The sequence below is a fragment of the Kribbella sp. CCNWLW201 genome, from assembly GCF_037203805.1.
Lineage (GTDB): Bacteria > Actinomycetota > Actinomycetes > Propionibacteriales > Kribbellaceae > Kribbella.
The window spans coordinates 608,195-625,341 of sequence record NZ_JBBCBQ010000004.1; the positions used below are offsets into that span (position 1 = coordinate 608,195).

A 17,147-nucleotide genomic window follows, 5' to 3' on the forward strand; every position below is an offset into this window, starting at 1 on the left:
GGGCTGCCAGGGCGGTGGCTACCCGGTTCAGGCTGGCACCTCGATCGCTGCGTCGAGGGCGATCGTGATCATCTCGGAGAACGTCGTCTGCCGCTCGGCGGCGGTCGTCTCCTCCTTGGTGATCAGGTGGTCCGACACCGTCATGATGCCGAGCGCCCGGCGGCCGAACTTCGCCGCCAGCGTATAGAGCGCGGCGGCCTCCATCTCGATCCCGAGTACGCCGTACTCCGCCGTCCGCGACACCAGGTCGGGGCGGTCGTTGTAGAACAGGTCGCCGGAGAACACCTGGCCGACGTGCACGTTCAGCCCGGCCGCCTCGGCGGCGTCCACCGCGGCGCGCAGCAGCTGGTAGTCGGCCGTCGGCGCGTAGTCGATGCCGTGGAAGCGCAGCCGGTTCATCTGCGAGTCGGTGCTCGCGGACATCGCCACGATGACGTCGCGGACCCGCACGGCCTCGGTCAGCGCACCGCACGTACCGACCCGGATCAGGGTCTGTACGTCGTACTCCGCGAACAGCTCGTGCGCGTAGATGGAGGCGGACGCCTGGCCCATGCCGGAGCCCTGGACGGAGATCCGCTCACCCTTGTAGGTGCCGGTGAACCCGAACATGTTCCGGATCTCGGTGTAGCAGGTCACGTCGGACAGGTAGGTCTCCGCGATCCACTTGGCCCGCAGTGGATCACCCGGGAACAGCACGCGCGGTGCGATCTGCCCCTTCTCGGCGGCGATGTGAATACTCATGCGGGGATGCTCTCACGGTGCCGGGATATGTTGAGTCATGTGGCCTACTCCATCGCTCCTGGTTCCTTAGCTCTGTCCCGCGCCGTGCTCGATCGCGCAGCTGATCGCAGGCGTGACACGGAGTGGCTGGAGAAGGCGTGGGCTGCGCCTGACACGCAGGTGACGGTGGTGGCCGGTGACAAGCTGCTGGTGACCGCCGAGCGCACCGCACTGAAGCTGGTGCATCCGTCCGAGGCGCCGGACGGCGTCCGGGTCTTCCTGGGCATCGACCGCGAGTCCGGTGCGGGTCAGACGGCTGACGGCCGCGCTGTGTTCGCCGTACTGGTCCCGGGCGAGGCAGACGAGTCGTACGCCGGACTCCGCGAGCTGGGCGCCGTACTGAACGACCGTGAGGCCGGTATGGCGGTCAACGTGGTCGGCCTGTCCAACTGGCACGGCGTACACACCCACTGCGCGAACTGCGGCGAGCACACCGAGGTCGTCGACGCCGGGCACGTCCGGCAGTGTCCGGAGTGCGGTCTGTCGCACTTCCCGCGGAGCGACCCGGCGATCATCGTGCTCGTCACCGACGACCAGGACCGGGCTCTGCTCGGCCGCAACGAGGCCTGGCCGGAGGGCCGGTACTCGACCCTGGCCGGCTTCGTCGAGCCGGGGGAGTCGCTGGAGGCCGCCGTACGGCGTGAGGTCCTCGAGGAGACCGGTGTGGTCGTGGGGCAGGAGGTCGAGTACGCCGGCAGCCAGCCGTGGCCGATGCCGTCCAGCCTGATGCTCGGCTTCTACGCCAAGGCGACGAGCACCGACATCGAGGTGGACGCCGACGAGATCGCCGAGGCCCGCTGGTTCACCAGGGAGGACCTCCGTGCGCTGGTCGAAGCCGGCACGATGGCCCTCCCCGGCAACATCTCCATCTCCCGCCGCCTGATCGAAGGCTGGTACGGCGAGGAGCTCACCGGTAGCTGGTGATCACTTGCCCACGTTGGAGCGGGCGGCGGCGATGCGGATCAGGATGCCCTCCCAGCGCTCGATCGTCCCGGCTCGCTCGAGTTCCTTGACCTTCTTGTCGACCGCACTGACATAGGCGCTGTGGCTCGGCCAGTCCGCTTCGGCATCCGGCAGTACGTCGGTCAGCGTGCAGCCGTACGTCGTGTGCCGGTTGGTCACGTGGCTGTCGATGTTTCCGGTCCACACCGTCGGCCGGAGATCCGACTGCGGACAGGGGTCGACCGGTGGGGTGTACGACGCCAGGTTGGTCGGGTTCGTCCAGCCGTCCGGTCGCAGCAGCGTGTAGTACGTGCCGTTCGGGGTCTGGGTGAGCCGGTTGAGACCGTGGTCGCGCAGCATGGTCGACACGCCGCCGAGGCTGTCCACCACGAACAGTCGCCCGGCTGAGACGCCGTACAGGTAGCCGTCCCGCCACGACAGGGCTCCGTCGTTGGCGCCGGTCCTGCCGCTGAAGACCGGGATCTGACGCAGTACCGCACCGGTGGTCGGGTCGGCGACGAACACGATGCCGTCCGCCAGGCCCCACAGGTTGCCGTCGGGTCCGGTGACCAGTTGGTTGATGCTGGCCGCACCTGGCACGGGTACGACGTCAACGAGGACTGCACCGTTCGACGGGTCGACCTTGATCAGGTGCGCCTCGGTAGCGATGGGCTCAGTTCCTTGACCGCCTTCGATGGCGGAGCCGGCCCATACCCCGGTACTGACTGGCAGCAGCGAGGAGATGGTCTGGTCGGCTACCAGGTTGCGGTACACGGTGAAGGCGCCGGTCGGGACGTCGTACACCGTGAGAGCTCCGCCGTACTCGCCGTACGCCGGTGTGGTGCCGACGTACACCTTGTTGCCGGCAGGTACGACCGAGACGGGCCTGTTCTGGTGGTGGCTGTCGACGAGGCTGAAGAGTTCCTTTGGGTTCGTCGGGGTCGCCGGAGCGTTCGGATCCCAGAGTGACAACCGGCCGTAGGGGTAGATGCCGACGTACATCTTGCCGGTGTTGTCCCAGGCCCAGTCCTCGACCTGGCCTTGGCGGGTGGTGACTGTGGCCTTGCCGGTTGCGGGGTCGTAGACCGAGGTCGATCCGTTCAGGTAAGCGTTGACGAAGACCTTGCCGTTGGAGGGGTCCGCGAGCGCGTGCATGAGTGCCACCGGGACGTACTGGAACGGGGAGCTCCACTGCGCGAGGGTGCCGTCCTGCGGGTTGTACCGGAACGTTCCGCCGGAGTAGTTGCCGGCCAGGCCGTAGAGCACCTGCTGGCCGTTCTCCGTGACCCAGCCGTACCCGATCGTGGCGCCACGGGTCACCGTGCGAGGCGGTGACACCGGGCCGACTGTGTTGGTGTCGAGGTCGTAGTGGATGAGTGCGAGCGTGTTGTTGGTGAAGTACACGCCACCAGGGCCGGCTGCGGACACGCCACGGGCGGCGATCGGGTAGTCCATCACCTGAGTGCCTGTCGCGGCGTCGGTGAACTTGATCTGCTCACCAGTGACGGCGTCGACCACGACCAATCGGCTACTGGCGTTGCCGAACACCCGGCCGCCCGCGTAGTCGAGGTCGATGAAGTCCTTGGCCGTCGTACCAGGTGGAGTGATGTCCTCGACCTGACCGGTCGCCACGTCGATGCGGAGGAGTCTGGCGTTGGGTGTGGAGATGCCGACGAACAGCTTGTTGTGGTCCGGGTCGTACACGGTGGAGCGCGCGTACTGCTGCACCGGGTCGAGGGAGCCGTAGTCGGTCACCTGGCCGTTCGACGGGTCGTACTTGAACGCGTGCGCGGTCGGATACGTCCCGGCGTACACGTTGCCGCTCGGGTCCGCGGTGAGGCCGTAGATCACGGACTCACCGGGGATCGGTTGGCCTAGGTCGGTGACTGTGCCGGTGCCTGGGTCGTAGCGGTAGAGGTGCGCGTTCGGGTAGGTGCCGACGTACAGGCTGCCGTCAGGCGCCACCACGATCGCCCACGCACCCGCGGCCCCGGCGAGGGGCAGGGCGTGGATCAGTTGGCGGGTATGCAGGTCGACGACGTTGAGCTGGGCGTTCTCACCGGCGGGTACGGCGTACACGACGTCGCGGCCGTCCGGCGTACGGCCGATGGCGCCCTCCATCACGGTGAGCGAACTGATCGGCGCGCCGAGATCGCGGACCGGATCCTCGGCGGCGATGCCGATCCGGGAGTCGTCCGGCCTGATCGGGCCGGTCTCCGACGGGAACGGATCAGGACGCTTCGGGTCCGGACCGGCCGTGGCGGTGAGGCCGCCGGTAGCCAGCAGTCCTAGCAGCAGGCCAAGGACGACGGCGGCACGGATGAAGACATGGCGGATAGGACGGCGCGGAATCATGGGCGGGCTCCCTGCGGCGTTGTTCCGAGGAAGGTATAACGGTCATGACCGTAATGTCCATAACTTGAGCGCTATGACATGCGAATCGTGTTTCCCTTGCGCTGGTAGCAGGCCCGTGCCTCGGTCCTGACCGCGGCGGCAGACGTGTCCCGGAGCACTGCGGCCAGGTCGCTCAGCACATCGCCGCGCAGATTCGGCATCTCCTCGGGCGCCCATCGCACCGCTGCCCGGCAGAGCCTCTCGGCCGCGGCATGGTCTCCTTCCGCCGACGCGACATGAGCCGCCGCGGCAGCCGACCGGGCCTGGGCCATCACCCCAGCCGCGGGCGCCGACCGCACACTGAGCTCGGCGAACTGAGCAGCCTCCTTGACGCGGTCTTGCGCCATCAGTGCCGCTGAGAGCCCGGCAGCCGCGAGAGAGATTGGCTCGCGCTCACTGGTCTCACGAGCGAAATCGAGAGCCGTCCGATACTGGCGCTCCGCGGCGACGTGATCGCCCGCCAGCATCTCCACAACAGCCCGTCCTTCGGCCACGAACCGCAGCAACCGCCGTACTCTCATCCGTTCCATCAGCAGGCCGGCGGCCTGATCGGTCAGCGCCCGTGCCTCGTCGAAGCGCCCGAGCATCGCCAGCAGCTCTGCGGACTCGATCAGTACGCCGGGGTGCTCGATACCCCTGGTCGTGGCCCACTGCTCGTACTGCTCGAGGCACTCGGCGACCGGCGTCGGACCCAGCGCGAGGGCCTGGGCCAGCAGCCACCGACTGCCCATCTGCTCACGCGGTGTCCCCGACCTGTCCGCGGAGTCCAGCGACTGGCGGAACGCCTGCTCGGCTGCGAGCATCCGGCCCTCGCGCAGACGCACCACGCCCAGCAGGAAGGCCGCTCGGCCGCATCCCGAGTCGTCACCGGCATCGGCGTAGTACGCGGCCGCGTCGTCGGCCTCCGCCCGGATGACGTCGAGCGGAACCGGATCCGGGCCGATGATGAACTGGATTCTGGCGTGCTCCAGCTGAGCGGACCGACGGTCGGAGATGTCGTCGGCTTGCTCGATGAGGTCGTCCAGCAGGTGCAGAGCCTGATCGAACCGGCCGAGCACGAGGTCTGTCTCGGCCAGTCGCTGCGACACGACGAGGTGGCGTGGGTGGTCAGCCGGGAACAGGCCACGCGCCCGCGACAACAGGTTCTCCAGCGCGGTCATGTCGAACCTGGCGAAGGCGCGTTCGGCCGCATCCGCCAGTCGATCGCCGGCCCGCACGGCCAGCTCCGGCGCCTCGACGACTCCGCTGGCGCGGCGGTGCGCCACTGCCTGCTCGAGGTGATAACCGACCAGCTCGTCCAACTCCGGCAGCGTTGTCCGTTCGGCCTCGAGCCATGCGGCGTACAGCTCGTGCAGCAGGGCCCGGTCCTCGCGCGTCATGCTCTGGTAGGCCGCGCGCTGAATCAGCACGTGCCGGAACCGGATCCCATCGGAGCGGGAGAGCAGTTGCTTGCGCTCCAGCGCTGCGATGTGGCGCTCGACGTACGGGCGCGCGGCTTCGTCCAGGAGTGCGACGACTGCGTCCTCGCCGCACTCGGCGCCGATCACCGCTGCGGCCCGCAGCAGGTCCCGTTCGCCCGGGCCGAGCCGATCGAGCCGCATGGCGAGCAGGCTCTGCAACGACGCCGGTACGTCGTCGACCCCCGAATCGGCCGCTGTCGCCAGCAGTTGTTCCGCGAAGAGCGGATTGCCGCGGGCAGTCGTGACGATCCGCTGGATCGCCTGCTCGCTCGCCGTACCGTGCGAACGGTCAGCGATCAGGTCCGCGACGTCGGCAGCCGGCAACGGTTCGAGGACGAGGCCCGATGCCGGTCGATCGAGGAGTTCGGGACGGGCGAGGCAGAGCAGGAAGATGGGTCCGGTGGCGGACTGGGCGACGTACTCGATCAGGTCGAGGAGTGTGGTCTCGGCCCAGTGCGTGTCCTCGAAGACCACCACGAGCGGGGATTCGGCGGCGAGCTTCTCGAACATCCGGCGGATGGCCGGGAACAAGACCGCGGCCGGGCCTTCGGGCAGTTCCAGGCCGACGGACTCCAGGGCCTCACGCAACGGGAGGAAGGTGATCCCCTCGCCGTACGCCGGGCAGCGTCCGGTGATCACCCGCGCGTCGGAGCCGAGCGACTCGACGAACTCCTTCGCCAGTCGGGTCTTGCCGATCCCCGCTTCGCCGACGATGGTCAGCTGTGCCGCGCGGCCGGACCGGAGACCGCCCCGGTAGAACGTCCGCAGACTCGACAACTCCTGCTGCCTGCCGAACATCCTCGACTCGAGCTGCCGCGCTACGGCGGGAGCGCTCTGCACGAGCTCGAGTACCTCCCACCCGACAGCTGCACGGCGTACGACGACCGCGCCACTGACCAGCCGCTGGGCTGCGTCACCGATCAGCACATGACCTGGTTGGGCGGACCGACACAACCTGGATGCCGCCGCGACGACTGGTCCGCTGACTTTCGCAGGAGTGCCGACGACCACCTCGCCGGCCTCGATACCGGCGTACGTCGTGAACCGCACAGGTGTCCCGAGGTTGTCCGCTGCGGGCTGTAGCTCGAGAGCGGCGCGGACCGCGCGCACCGCGTCGTCCTCGTGCGCCACCGGGAGGCCGAAGTACCCGAGGAGCGATCCGTCCGCCAGTTCCTCGACCCGTGCGCCGTGGCGCCGCAGGACATGCGTGCCGGCATCAGTCACTTGGGCGGCGAAGCGGGCGAGTGCCTCCGGGTCTATTCCAGCGGCCGCCGGCACCGTGATGTCAGCGACCACTACGGTCACGCTACGGCGTTCCCGCGGCAGCCAGGGTACGGCGGCCTGAGTGGGCTGCTCGAGGGACGGCTCCTGGCGCAGGATGGCCGCTTCGAGCTCACGAAGTGCTGGGCCCGGCTCGATCCCGAGTTCGTCGACGAGGGTCGCGCGAGCCGCCCGGTACGCCTCGAGTGCGGCGGCCTGGCGACCGGAGCGGTACAACGCGATCATCAACTGGCCGCGCAAGCGTTCCCGGAACGGATTGGCCTCGACAAGCTGATCCAGCTCGCCCACCAGGCTGCTGTGCCGGCCGAGCGAGAGGTCGGCGTCGATGCGTTCCTCGAACGCCGCGAGGCGGAGCTCTTCGAGCGCCGTGATCGCCCGCTGCGCGAACGGCTCGTACCGGAAGTCGGCCAGCGCTGCTCCCTGCCAGAGACCGAGCGCCTCGGTGAGCAGGTCGGACCGTACGGCGGGATCGGCGCCGCGGGCCTGGTCGAACAGCCGCTGGAAACGGTTGGCGTCGACCGACTGCGGATCGACCGCCAGCCGATAGCCCGTCCCGGCGGTCTGTACGACCGCACCTGCCTCGCCCCGGGCGCGGTCCGGCTCGAGCAGTTTGCGGAGCCGGGAGATCAGCCCCTGGATCACGGTGCTCGCGGTCGGTGGCGGGTGCTCGCCCCACAGTTCGTCGATCAGGGCATCCGCGGGGATCGTTGCGCCGACGTGCAGGATCAGCAGCGCCAGGAGCGCCCGGCCGCGACCGGCGGGCAGATCCACCCGCCGGGATCCGTCGACGACCTCCGTCGACCCCAGGATCCGGAACTCCATCGGAGCCTCCCCACGGCGCTTTTCACCGTAGCACCGGGCGCTTTAGCGGTTCGTTAGCGCTGCCGGGCACGCTCGGATCAAGGCAGTGACCAGCGTGAGGAGGAGAGCATCATGAGCGGACCGTTCATCTGGGTCGGGACGTACAAGATCAAGCCCGGCAAGGTCGAGGAGGCCAGGAAACGCATCCAGGAGTTGACCGACCTGGTCGAGGCCAACGAGCCGCGGCTGATCGCCTTCAACTTCTACGTCGACCAGGAGAACGAGCGCACCACGTGCGTCCAGGTGCACCCGGATGCCGCGTCGATGGCGTTCCACCTGGAGGTCATCGCCGACCACCTGAGCAGTGCCGGCGAATGGTTGGAAAAGGCCGAGGCGACCGAGGCCTACGGCGCACCGCCGGAGGGGTTGATCGAAGGCGAACGGCGGTGGATCGATCCCCGCTCGCTGCGGCTGATGCCGAACCACGAGGCCGGCTTCGTCCGCACCGCCGCCCGCTGAGGATCACTACGGCGCCAGCCGGTCAGGCTGGCGCCGGTGGGGCTAGGCGGCAAGCTTCTCGGCGACCTGGGCGAGTGACGGGTTGGTCATCGCGGTCCCGTCCGGGAAGACCACCGTCGGCACCGTCTGGTTGCCGTTGTTGACCTTCTCGACGATCTTCGCGGCCTCCGGGACCTGCTCGATGTCGACCTCGGTGAACTCGATCCCGGCCCGCTTCAACTGGCCCTTGAGGCGGTGGCAGTAGCCACACCAGGGTGTCGAGTACATCGTGAAAGCCGCCATCGGCCGACTCCTTTTGTTGTGCGCGCGGTTCTGTCGGGCAACCCGACTAGGGTTGCTCTCGTCGTATCCAAACCCTGTCGCAGGTGGTGCACTTCCCGAATGTCCCCGTCCGTGAGCGATCTCACACGTTCTGCATCTGCAGATGACCTGCTCGAGGCGCTCGACCCTGAGCAGCGGGCGGTGGCAACCTCCCTGAACGGCCCGGTTGTGGTGATGGCCGGCGCGGGCACCGGCAAGACCCGCGCGATCACCCACCGGATCGCGTACGGCGTCCGCACCGGGACGTTCGACCCGCTCCGGGTGCTCGCGGTGACGTTCACCCAGCGGGCCGCGGGGGAGATGCGCGGCCGGCTCGCCCAGCTCGGCGTCGAGGGCGTCCAGGCGCGCACGTTCCACTCCGCCGCACTGCGGCAGGCCAAGTGGTTCTGGCCCAAGGTGTACGGCGGGGAGCTGCCACCGATCGTGGATCGCAAGTTCCCGCTGCTGACCGAGGCGGCGTCGCGGTGCCGGGTCCGGGTGGACACGCCCGCGCTGCGCGACCTGGCGGGCGAGGTCGAGTGGGCCAAGGTGAGCAACGTCCGGCCGGACGACTACGCGCGACTGGCGCCGCGCTCGGGCCGGACGCTGGCCGCCTTCGACCCGGCCACGATCGCTCGGGTCTTCGCGGCGTACGAGGATGTGAAGCTCGAGCGCGGGCGGATCGATCTGGAGGACGTGCTGCTGTGTGCGGTCGCGCTGCTCGCCGAGGACGAGCGGGTGGCGGCGGAGATCCGGCGGCAGTACCGGACGTTCGTGGTCGACGAGTACCAGGACGTCAGCCCGCTGCAGCAGAGCCTGCTCGACCTGTGGCTCGGCGGGCGGGAGGACGTCTGCGTGGTCGGTGACCCGGCGCAGACCATCTACTCGTGGGCCGGCGCCGAGCCGGAGAACCTGGTCCGCTTCGCGTCCCGGCATCCGTCCGCGACGGTGATCAAGCTGGTCCGCGACTACCGGTCGACGCCGCAGATCGTGGATGTCGCCAACAAGATCCTCGACGCGGCCGGCCCGTCCGGGCTGCCGGGGCGGGTGACGCTGCGGTCGCAGCGCGACTCAGGTCCGGCGCCGGTGTATCGCGAGTACCCCGACGAGGTCGCCGAGGCGGACGCGGTGGCGCGGGCGATCGCGCGGTTGCGCGACGAGGGGACTCCGCTGCGGGACATCGCCGTACTGTTCCGGACGAACGCGCAGTCGGAGAACTACGAGCAGGCGCTGGCCGAGCGGAAGATCCCGGCCGTGCTGAAGGGCGCGGAGAGGTTCTTCGAGCGGGCCGAGATCCGGCAGGCCGCCGTACTGCTGCGGGGGCAGGCCAAGGCTGGGGACGTGTCCTCCTCCGAGCTGGTTGAAGTGGTGACCAGCGTGCTGGGCGGGGCGGGGTGGACACCGGAGCCGCCGACCGGCAAGGGGGCGGTGCGGGACAGGTGGGAGTCGCTGAGCGCGTTGGTGACGATGACTTCGGACTACGCCGCAGCCAACCCGTCGGCTCGGTTGGCTGATCTGATGGCGGAGCTCGACCGGCGGGCGTCGATTCAGCACGCGCCGCTGGCCGAGGGGGTCACGCTGGCGACGCTGCACGCGGCCAAGGGGCTGGAGTGGGACTGTGTCTTCATCGCGGGCGCGCACGAGGGGACGCTGCCGATCAGCTACGCCCAGACGCCGGCGCAGGTGGAGGAGGAGCGGCGGCTGTTCTACGTCGGCGTGACGCGGGCGAAGCAGCAGCTCCACATCAGCTGGTCGACGTCACGCTCGCCGGGCGGGCGCGGTCAGCGTGGTCCGACCCGGTTCCTGGACCCTCTTCACGTCCGTACGTCGTCGCGCCCGACTGCCTGGGAGCCGTCGGCCGAGCGGGCCGAGCGTTCGTCGCGGTCCGGTCGGCCGATCCCCAAGTGCCGGGTGTGCGGCCGCGGCCTGCTCGACCCCGGCGCGCGCAAGCTCGGCCGCTGCGAGGACTGCCCGTCGTCGATCGACCAGGAGTTGTACGACGCTCTGGTCGCCTGGCGCACCGAGCAGGCGGCCAGCGAGAGCATGCCGGCCTTCGTCATCCTCACCGACGCCACTCTGACCGCCATCGCCGAGACCCGCCCGACCGACGAGCAGTCCCTCCGCAAGATCCCCGGCATCGGTCACACCAAGATCACCAAGTACGCCGACCCCATCCTCAACCTCTGCACCCGCTGATCTACTCCGGGATCGAGTCCGCCTTGACCGCCCCGCGCTGACCGAGTGGACGCGGTTCACCCTTGGTGGTGTCACGGACGGTCTGCTGCTCCGACTCGGCGTTGATCTCGGCGCCGAGCAGGACGGCATAGGCGGTGAGCCAGAGCCACAACATCAGGACCACCACGGCCGCCAAGCTGCCGTAGGTCTTCGCGTAGTTGCCGAACGTCTCGACGTACACCGAGAAGCCGACCGAGGCGACGAGCCAGATGCCCATGGCCACGACCGCCCCAACGGAGACCCAGCGCAGCTGCGGCGCATCCCGCGACGGCGCGATCCGATAGGTGACCGCGAGCGCGACGCCGATCAGTACGACGGCCAGCACCAGACGGACCGCTTCGAGACCGGTCCGGACCGCGGTCGGGACGTTCTCCCCGATCGCGGCGCCGGCGGCGAACAGCACGACCGCGAGCAGGACGAAGGCGATGGCCCCGAGTGTCATGCCGAGCGCCAGCAGTTTCCGGCGGACGAAGCCGCGGCGTTCCTCTTCGTCGTACGCCATGTTCACCGCGGTGATCAGGTAGCCGACCCCGCCGGACGCACTCCACAACGCGGTGAGCACCGCCACGGCCACGCCGATCCCGAGACTCCGCCCGGGTGCCGAGGTCAGCGCATCGATCTGTTGAAGGAGCAGGTCGCGACCGGACGCCGGCATGGTCGCCGCCAGGTCCTCTGCCTGGTTGCGGATCTGGACCGGGTCGGCGATCAGCCCGTAGGCCAGCACCGCGGCGACGATGGCGGGGAACAAGGACAGGAAGCCGAAGAACGCGACGCCGGCCGCCAGCAGCGGCACCTGGTCCGCCTTCGCCTCGGCCCAGGCCCGCTTGGTCACCTGCCACCAGCCCGCCGCCGGAATCTCCGCGGGCTTGTCCGCCTGCGCACCGGGCACCTTCGTGGACATGTCGGCCCTCCTTCCCCCGGCCCTGAGGTATCCCGGGGCTGCGCGGCGAAACCTGCGGGCTTGCCCTTCCGGGCAGATCGGCGAGAAACCTGTTGCCAGGCACGGGTGCCGAGGCGCATGGTGGAGGGCGTGCCGCATTCTGCCGACGGCAGACGTGGCAATTAGGTGACAGAGGCAACGATCCCGGAGCGTGCGGATGACGTCCCGGAGCGTGCTGGAAGTCTGATGCGGCAGCCAGTTCCGGCCACCGCGGCGGCAACTTCCGGCCAACTTCGCGAACTGGCAATAAATAGTTTGCGAGCTCCGCTGGGGACGGCGTACTGTTCTTTCTGCGGTCGAAGCCTGGCCGAAAACTTCAAACCACCATAGCGATCGAGCTAACCGCCCGCTTCGCCACAACGAGAGGAGGTGCCCTGGAAATGATCACCAACACGGTCAAGAAGCCGTTCAGCATCGCTGCCGCGCTGCCGTGCGCCCCGATTCAGGGTGCCTCGCCGCGCCTGCACGGCGCGACCGTTGTGCTCATGGCCTCCAGCGTTGTCCCGTTCCGGGGCGGAGCTGTCGGCGATGTGAAGTACGGCGGTTCGGGTTCTCGAGCATGGAGTCCACCGGTCTGACAGACGTCAGAGCCGGCACCTCCAAGGCCGCGGAACCCGAAAAGGGTCCCGCGGCCCTTTTGTTTGTCCCACGATTTGGCGGTCATCAACCGTTGACCGTCACCGACGACAAGAGATCAGCAACCGAAAGTCACTGGGAGGTGACCGGAATGAGCGTGAGCTTCCTCGATGTCTTCACCGAGGTGGCCTCGTCGCAGGACCTGCCCTGTCGGTCCTACGCGCCAGAACTCTTCTTCGCCGAATCGCCGGCGGATGTGGAGTACGCCAAGTCTCTTTGCACCACCTGCCCGCTGAAGGCCGAGTGCCTGGCCGGAGCGCTCGAGCGCTCGGAGCCGTGGGGTGTGTGGGGTGGCGAGCTGTTCGTCCAAGGTGTCGTGGTTCCGCGCAAGCGGCCACGTGGGCGTCCCCGCAAGAGCGACACCGTAACTGCCGCCTGACGAACCAGATCCGAAACGAGACAACAGACCATGACGAACCAGATTTCACCCAGGAGAACTGAGATGCATTTACTCAACGAAGATCTAGCTCGTGCTCATTGTCAGTCCAAACTGGACGACGCAGAGCAGAACCGGCGCTTCCACTTCGCTCGCCAGATGGAGCGGGCGCAGAAGCAGGCCGAGCGGGCCAGCCGGCGAGCTGAGAGGGCCAGCGCACGCGCGCGCCTCGCACTCGCCCGCCTGGTCTGATCCACCAGCACCAACCGAAAACCCGCCGGCCGGTCCAACAGAGAAGACCGGCCAAGCGGCCCAGCCTGACCAGCTGAACCCCCGAGGGGCGGCACCCACCACGGGCGCCGCCCCTCGGCCACTCCCGCCGTCCCACCCCACCGCCCCGCCAGCCGGCGCTCGCCCCACCCGCGACCCCGCGCCGTACCCGCGACCCCGCGCCGTACCCGCGACCCGGCGCCGCCTGCGACCCCGCGCCGCGTGCGTGCCCCGCCCGACCGCGGCCAGGCGCCCGCCGCCGCGCTCCCACCGCCGGGCATTTGAGGGGAGATCCCCTCGGGTTGCCCCTTCTCACGTCGATATGGCGGGGGAGAAGGGGCGACTTCAGGGGAGATCCCGTCAGATGGCCCCCGGGATGGGTGGCGGGGTGAGGAGGGTTTGTTGGAGGCCTAGGAGGGTTATTCCGCTGAGGATCTCGTGGCGGGTGATCATGCCGGGTACGGCAGTCAGTGGGATCCACTCGATTCGGTCGGACTCGTTCTGCTCGACTGGTGGGCCGACGTACGACGCGGACGTCGTACGGAAGACGTGGTGGGTCGAGTCGATGATCCCGGCGCCCGGCTGGGAGCGGATCAGCTCGGTCAGCGGGCCCGGACGCCAGCCGGTCTCCTCCTCGACCTCGCGGGCGGCCGCGTCGGCCGGGGACTCGCCGGCCTCGACGATCCCCATCGGCAGCTCCCAGCCCCAGGTGTCGGTCAGGAACCGGTGCCGCCACATCAGCAGGACCCGCTGCTGGGAATCCGTGACCACCGCCGCGGCCACGTCACTCAGCCGGACCGCGTGGTAGTCGACCCGCCCGCCGTCCGGTTGCTCCACGTCCAGCCGCCGTACGCTCAGCCACGGGCTGGACCACGCCTCTTCCTCACCATGGATCACCCAGCGCATCCTGGGAGCCTAGGGCCGGGGCCACGGGGGTACCGGCTTGGGGGGAGGTGCACACTGATGCGCGTGACCAGAGCTACGTGTTCGATATGTGGTCAGCAGGCGGAGACCGAAGAGGCTCCGCTGACCTGGCTGACCTCGGTGGAGAACGGCCGGAAGTTGCTGTACTGCGACCGCTGCACCCGGGAGAACGTCCGCAACATCGAGGGGAAGCTGGACCAGGTCTACTGGTGAGAAAGTGCTGAACCGGATGTCGATCCGGCGGTGATCCGTCCGACGCAGGAGTGAAGGCAAGTACTCCAGCGGAAGGACCGGATCCATGACATGCAGCGAGAGCACGGCCGCAACCACCAGCCGGCGGCAGTGGATCGGGCTGGCCGTGTTGTCGCTCGCGACGCTACTCGTCTCGCTCGACCTGTTCGTGATGCTGCTGGCGGTCCCGGCGGTGACCGAGGCCCTGGGCGCGACCGGTAGCCAGCAGCTGTGGATCCTGGACGTGTACGGGTTCATGGTGGCCGGGCTGATGATCACCATGGGCAACCTGGGTGACCGGATCGGCCGGCGACGCCTGCTGCTGGCCGCGGCCGCTGTCTTCGGTGCGGCTTCGATCGTGGCGGCGTACTCGACCAGCCCGGAGATGCTGATCGGCGCCCGGGCAGTGCTCGGTGTCGCGGGTGCGGCGATCGCGCCGTGCACGCTGTCGCTGATCTCCACGCTGTTCCCGGACGCACGGCAGCGGGCGACCGCGCTGGGCGTGTGGGCGGGATGCTTCACCGTCGGTGCGGTCGTCGGCCCGATCGCGGGCGGTGTGCTGCTGGAGCACTTCTGGTGGGGTTCGGCGTTCCTGATCGGCGTACCGGCGATGGTCGTGCTGCTGGCGGTCGGGCCGTTCCTGCTGCCGGAGTACCGCGACGAGAAGGCGGGCCGGATCGACCTGCCGAGTGTGCTGCTGTCGCTGGCCGCGATCCTGCCGGCGATCCACGGGCTGAAGCAGCTGGCCTCGCATGGCGTGAGTACGACGGCCGTCGGCGGTCTGATCGTGGGCGCGGTGTTCGGCTGGGTCTTCGTACGGCGGCAGCGGCGACTGACTGACCCGTTGGTCGACGTACGACTGTTCTCGCGGCCGACCTTCGCGGTGACGTTGGGCAGCATGATGACGTTCTCGATGCTGTCGGGCGGCGTGATGGTGTTCGTCGCGCAGTACTTCCAGTTGGTGCAGGGGATGACGCCGCTGACGGCCGGTCTGGCTCTGGTGCCCGGCATGATCACCTCGACCATCGCCTTCCAGCTGGCACCGCGGCTGGCCCGCCGGATCCGCCCTGGCGTGCTCATCCCGGGTGGCATCGCCTTCACGATCGTCGGCATGGCTGTGATGGCTCAGGCCACGTCTACCGCCGTACTGGTCGTCGCCTTCGCTGTGCAGTGCGTGGGCCCGGCAGCGCTGGTGACGCTGGGCACCAACCTGGTGATCGGGTCTGCACCGCCGGAGAAGGCTGGTGCGGCCGGTGCGCTGACTCAGACGGGCAACGAGTTCGGGTACTCGCTGGGTATCGCCGTACTGGGCAGTGTGGTCACCGCGACGTACCGCAGCCAGATGGACGGCCAGGGCGGCAGCTCACTCGCCGAGGCTCCGGCCGCCGTGCTGGACGCGGCCCGCGACGCCTTCACCGACGGGCTTCACGTGGCTGCCGGGATCACAGCGGTCGCTCTGACCGTCGTCAGCATCCTGCTCGTCCGCACGCTCCGCTCCGAGCCTGCTCTGGGCTCAGACGCGCGAGAAGCCGGGTAGGAACTCGTCCAGGACGGAGCTGAACGGCGCCTCCGCCTCGAGCTGGGAGAGTACGGCGATGCCGCCGATCCAGACGCGGTGGATGAGCAGGTACGACGGTGGCAGGTTGAGCTTGAACGTCAGGGCCGCGTTGGGCGACCGGAAGTCGCTGGTCCGCGTCGTCTGCGCCCGCATCCAGGCTCGGCTGAACTGGAAGGTGTCGACCCGGGCCGGCTCGGCGAACGGCGCCAGGTAGTCCATCAGCTGATCCGGGTCGATCTCCATCCGGGGCTTGATGAAGCCCTCCTCGCGCAGCCCGGCCAGTACGGCGGCGCCGTCGCCCTCGAGCGAGATCCGCAGTAACCGGCCCATCGCCGGCGGCAGGCCGTCCGGCAGCCGGGCACAGAGGCCGAAGTCGACCACGCCGAGGCGTCCGTCCGGCATCACCCGGAAGTTCCCGGGATGCGGGTCGGAGTGCAGCAGCCCGGCCAGCTTCGGCCCGCTGAACATGAACCGGACGTACTTCAGCCCGATCTCGTCCCGCTCCTGTTTCGTGCCGTCGGTGATGATCGACGACAGCGGCCGGCCCTCGATCCACTCCGACACGATGACGCTCGGGGAGTGCTTGATGACCCGGGGTACGACGAACTCCGGGTGGTCGGTGAACGCGTCGGCGTACTTCTGCTGCGCCTGCGCCTCGCGGTCGTAGTCGAGCTCCTCGCCGATCCGCTCCTGCAACTCGGCGACCAGCGGCTTCATGTCCATGCCGGGGACCAGCGAGCCGAAGGTCCGGGCGAACCGGCCGAGCTGGCGCAGATCCGCCCGCAGCGCCTCGGCGGCGCCCGGGTACTGCAGCTTGACCGCGACCTCACGGCCGTCCTTCAGCGTGCCGCGGTGCACCTGGCCGATCGACGCGGCCGCCGCGGGCAGGTCGTCGAACTCCTCGAACCGGTCCCGCCAGCGCCTGCCCAGCTCCCGCGACAGGATCGTGTGCACGGTCGAGGCCGGCATCGGCGGAGCGGAGTCCTGCAGCTTGGTCAGAGTCGCCCGGTACGGCGCCGCGAGCTCCTCCGGCATCGCCGACTCCATCAGGCTCAGCATCTGCCCGAACTTCATCGCGCCGCCCTTGAGCTCACCCAGGACGGCGAACAACTGGTCGGCGGTCCGGCGCTGGAACTCGGCGATCACGGTCTCGGCCGGCGCACCGCCGATCCGCTTACCCAGCCCGACCGTCGCCCGCCCGGCGGCACCGAGCGGCAAACTGGCGAGCTTCGCGGTCCGGCTCAGCGCTTTACGGGGAAGGTCCGACACCCTCCCATTCTGTCGGGTCGCCCAAGCTGGCTCCCGCCCGGGTCACCGGCATGTCCCGGTACGACGTACGCCGTACCAGGACCGTGGACGACGGAGGGGCGGGGGGGGGGCCCCGGGGGGGGGGGCCCCCCCCCCCCCCCCGGGGCCCCCCCCCCCGGGCCCCGGAACCAGCCGTCAGTCAGGGGAAGCGGTTCGTACACAGGAGGCGATGGAGCATGTGGGAGTTCGACG

14 protein-coding genes are annotated in these 17,147 nt (G+C 69.2%); 7 read left to right on the forward strand and 7 right to left on the reverse strand.

Going from position 1 to position 17,147, the window contains the following annotated elements:
* Nucleotides 1-27: 27 nt before the first annotated feature.
* Entirely contained in the window at nucleotides 28-741 is a 714-nt protein-coding gene (gene deoD, locus V9K99_RS21645; RefSeq protein ID WP_337006999.1) for a purine-nucleoside phosphorylase, read from the reverse strand.
* Between the two features lie 27 nt (nucleotides 742-768).
* On the opposite strand from deoD, the gene nudC reads away from it, so the two are divergent.
* Nucleotides 769-1,704: an NAD(+) diphosphatase gene (gene nudC / locus V9K99_RS21650; RefSeq protein WP_337006997.1), complete on the forward strand. Its 936-nt coding sequence runs from the start codon at nucleotides 769-771 to the stop codon at nucleotides 1,702-1,704.
* Here the strand turns inward: nudC and V9K99_RS21655 are convergent, their stop codons facing one another.
* Complete coding sequence (locus V9K99_RS21655; protein ID WP_337006995.1) at nucleotides 1,705-4,077, reverse strand: DUF6923 family protein; 2,373 nt, start codon at nucleotides 4,075-4,077, stop codon at nucleotides 1,705-1,707.
* 71 nt (nucleotides 4,078-4,148) lie between these two features.
* Complete coding sequence (locus tag V9K99_RS21660) at nucleotides 4,149-7,679, reverse strand: BTAD domain-containing putative transcriptional regulator (RefSeq protein ID WP_337006993.1); 3,531 nt, start codon at nucleotides 7,677-7,679, stop codon at nucleotides 4,149-4,151.
* Nucleotides 7,680-7,790: 111 nt separating this feature from the next.
* On the opposite strand from V9K99_RS21660, the gene V9K99_RS21665 reads away from it, so the two are divergent.
* Nucleotides 7,791-8,177, forward strand: coding sequence for a putative quinol monooxygenase (locus tag V9K99_RS21665; RefSeq protein ID WP_337006991.1), 387 nt, complete (start codon nucleotides 7,791-7,793; stop codon nucleotides 8,175-8,177).
* Nucleotides 8,178-8,219: 42 nt separating this feature from the next.
* On the opposite strand, the gene V9K99_RS21670 is transcribed toward V9K99_RS21665, so the two are convergent.
* On the reverse strand, nucleotides 8,220-8,459 hold the full coding sequence (locus tag V9K99_RS21670; RefSeq protein ID WP_167207319.1) for a mycoredoxin: 240 nt from the start codon (nucleotides 8,457-8,459) through the stop codon (nucleotides 8,220-8,222).
* 99 nt (nucleotides 8,460-8,558) lie between these two features.
* Between V9K99_RS21670 and V9K99_RS21675 the strand changes: the two genes are divergently transcribed.
* Complete coding sequence (locus V9K99_RS21675; RefSeq protein WP_337006986.1) at nucleotides 8,559-10,673, forward strand: ATP-dependent DNA helicase UvrD2; 2,115 nt, start codon at nucleotides 8,559-8,561, stop codon at nucleotides 10,671-10,673.
* 1 nt (nucleotide 10,674) lies between these two features.
* Here V9K99_RS21675 and V9K99_RS21680 read toward each other — a convergent pair whose 3' ends face one another.
* Nucleotides 10,675-11,613: a YihY/virulence factor BrkB family protein gene (locus tag V9K99_RS21680; protein WP_337006984.1), complete on the reverse strand. Its 939-nt coding sequence runs from the start codon at nucleotides 11,611-11,613 to the stop codon at nucleotides 10,675-10,677.
* A 419-nt stretch (nucleotides 11,614-12,032) separates the two neighbouring features.
* On the opposite strand from V9K99_RS21680, the gene V9K99_RS21685 reads away from it, so the two are divergent.
* Both V9K99_RS21685 and V9K99_RS21690 read left to right on the forward strand, forming a co-directional pair.
* Entirely contained in the window at nucleotides 12,033-12,230 is a 198-nt protein-coding gene (locus tag V9K99_RS21685) for a hypothetical protein (protein WP_337006982.1), read from the forward strand.
* A 149-nt stretch (nucleotides 12,231-12,379) separates the two neighbouring features.
* Nucleotides 12,380-12,667: a WhiB family transcriptional regulator gene (locus V9K99_RS21690; RefSeq protein WP_132151798.1), complete on the forward strand. Its 288-nt coding sequence runs from the start codon at nucleotides 12,380-12,382 to the stop codon at nucleotides 12,665-12,667.
* A gap of 627 nt (nucleotides 12,668-13,294) precedes the next feature.
* Here V9K99_RS21690 and V9K99_RS21695 read toward each other — a convergent pair.
* Nucleotides 13,295-13,840 carry an NUDIX hydrolase gene (locus V9K99_RS21695; RefSeq protein WP_337006978.1) on the reverse strand — a complete coding sequence of 182 codons (546 nt, stop codon included), beginning with the start codon at nucleotides 13,838-13,840 and terminating at the stop codon, nucleotides 13,295-13,297.
* A gap of 63 nt (nucleotides 13,841-13,903) precedes the next feature.
* Between V9K99_RS21695 and V9K99_RS21700 the strand changes: the two genes are divergently transcribed.
* Nucleotides 13,904-14,071: a hypothetical protein gene (locus tag V9K99_RS21700; RefSeq protein WP_337006977.1), complete on the forward strand. Its 168-nt coding sequence runs from the start codon at nucleotides 13,904-13,906 to the stop codon at nucleotides 14,069-14,071.
* An 85-nt stretch (nucleotides 14,072-14,156) separates the two neighbouring features.
* The gene (locus V9K99_RS21705) at nucleotides 14,157-15,626 is read left to right on the forward strand and encodes an MFS transporter (protein WP_337006975.1); all 1,470 of its coding nucleotides are present in this window, start codon (nucleotides 14,157-14,159) and stop codon (nucleotides 15,624-15,626) included.
* Here the strand turns inward: V9K99_RS21705 and V9K99_RS21710 are convergent.
* Nucleotides 15,603-16,916, reverse strand: coding sequence for an ABC1 kinase family protein (locus tag V9K99_RS21710; RefSeq protein WP_337006973.1), 1,314 nt, complete (start codon nucleotides 16,914-16,916; stop codon nucleotides 15,603-15,605). The two genes, V9K99_RS21705 and V9K99_RS21710, sit on opposite strands and share 24 nt — an antisense overlap.
* Nucleotides 16,917-17,147 lie beyond the last annotated feature (231 nt).

Coding starts and splice junctions, on each gene's coding strand:
- deoD (WP_337006999.1), bottom strand. CDS start 741: ATGAGTATTCACATCGCCGCCGAGAAGGGGCAGATCGCACCGCGCGTG.
- nudC (WP_337006997.1), top strand. CDS start 769: ATGTTGAGTCATGTGGCCTACTCCATCGCTCCTGGTTCCTTAGCTCTG.
- V9K99_RS21655 (WP_337006995.1), bottom strand. CDS start 4,077: ATGATTCCGCGCCGTCCTATCCGCCATGTCTTCATCCGTGCCGCCGTC.
- V9K99_RS21660 (WP_337006993.1), bottom strand. CDS start 7,679: ATGGAGTTCCGGATCCTGGGGTCGACGGAGGTCGTCGACGGATCCCGG.
- V9K99_RS21665 (WP_337006991.1), top strand. CDS start 7,791: ATGAGCGGACCGTTCATCTGGGTCGGGACGTACAAGATCAAGCCCGGC.
- V9K99_RS21670 (WP_167207319.1), bottom strand. CDS start 8,459: ATGGCGGCTTTCACGATGTACTCGACACCCTGGTGTGGCTACTGCCAC.
- V9K99_RS21675 (WP_337006986.1), top strand. CDS start 8,559: ATGTCCCCGTCCGTGAGCGATCTCACACGTTCTGCATCTGCAGATGAC.
- V9K99_RS21680 (WP_337006984.1), bottom strand. CDS start 11,613: ATGTCCACGAAGGTGCCCGGTGCGCAGGCGGACAAGCCCGCGGAGATT.
- V9K99_RS21685 (WP_337006982.1), top strand. CDS start 12,033: ATGATCACCAACACGGTCAAGAAGCCGTTCAGCATCGCTGCCGCGCTG.
- V9K99_RS21690 (WP_132151798.1), top strand. CDS start 12,380: ATGAGCGTGAGCTTCCTCGATGTCTTCACCGAGGTGGCCTCGTCGCAG.
- V9K99_RS21695 (WP_337006978.1), bottom strand. CDS start 13,840: ATGCGCTGGGTGATCCATGGTGAGGAAGAGGCGTGGTCCAGCCCGTGG.
- V9K99_RS21705 (WP_337006975.1), top strand. CDS start 14,157: ATGACATGCAGCGAGAGCACGGCCGCAACCACCAGCCGGCGGCAGTGG.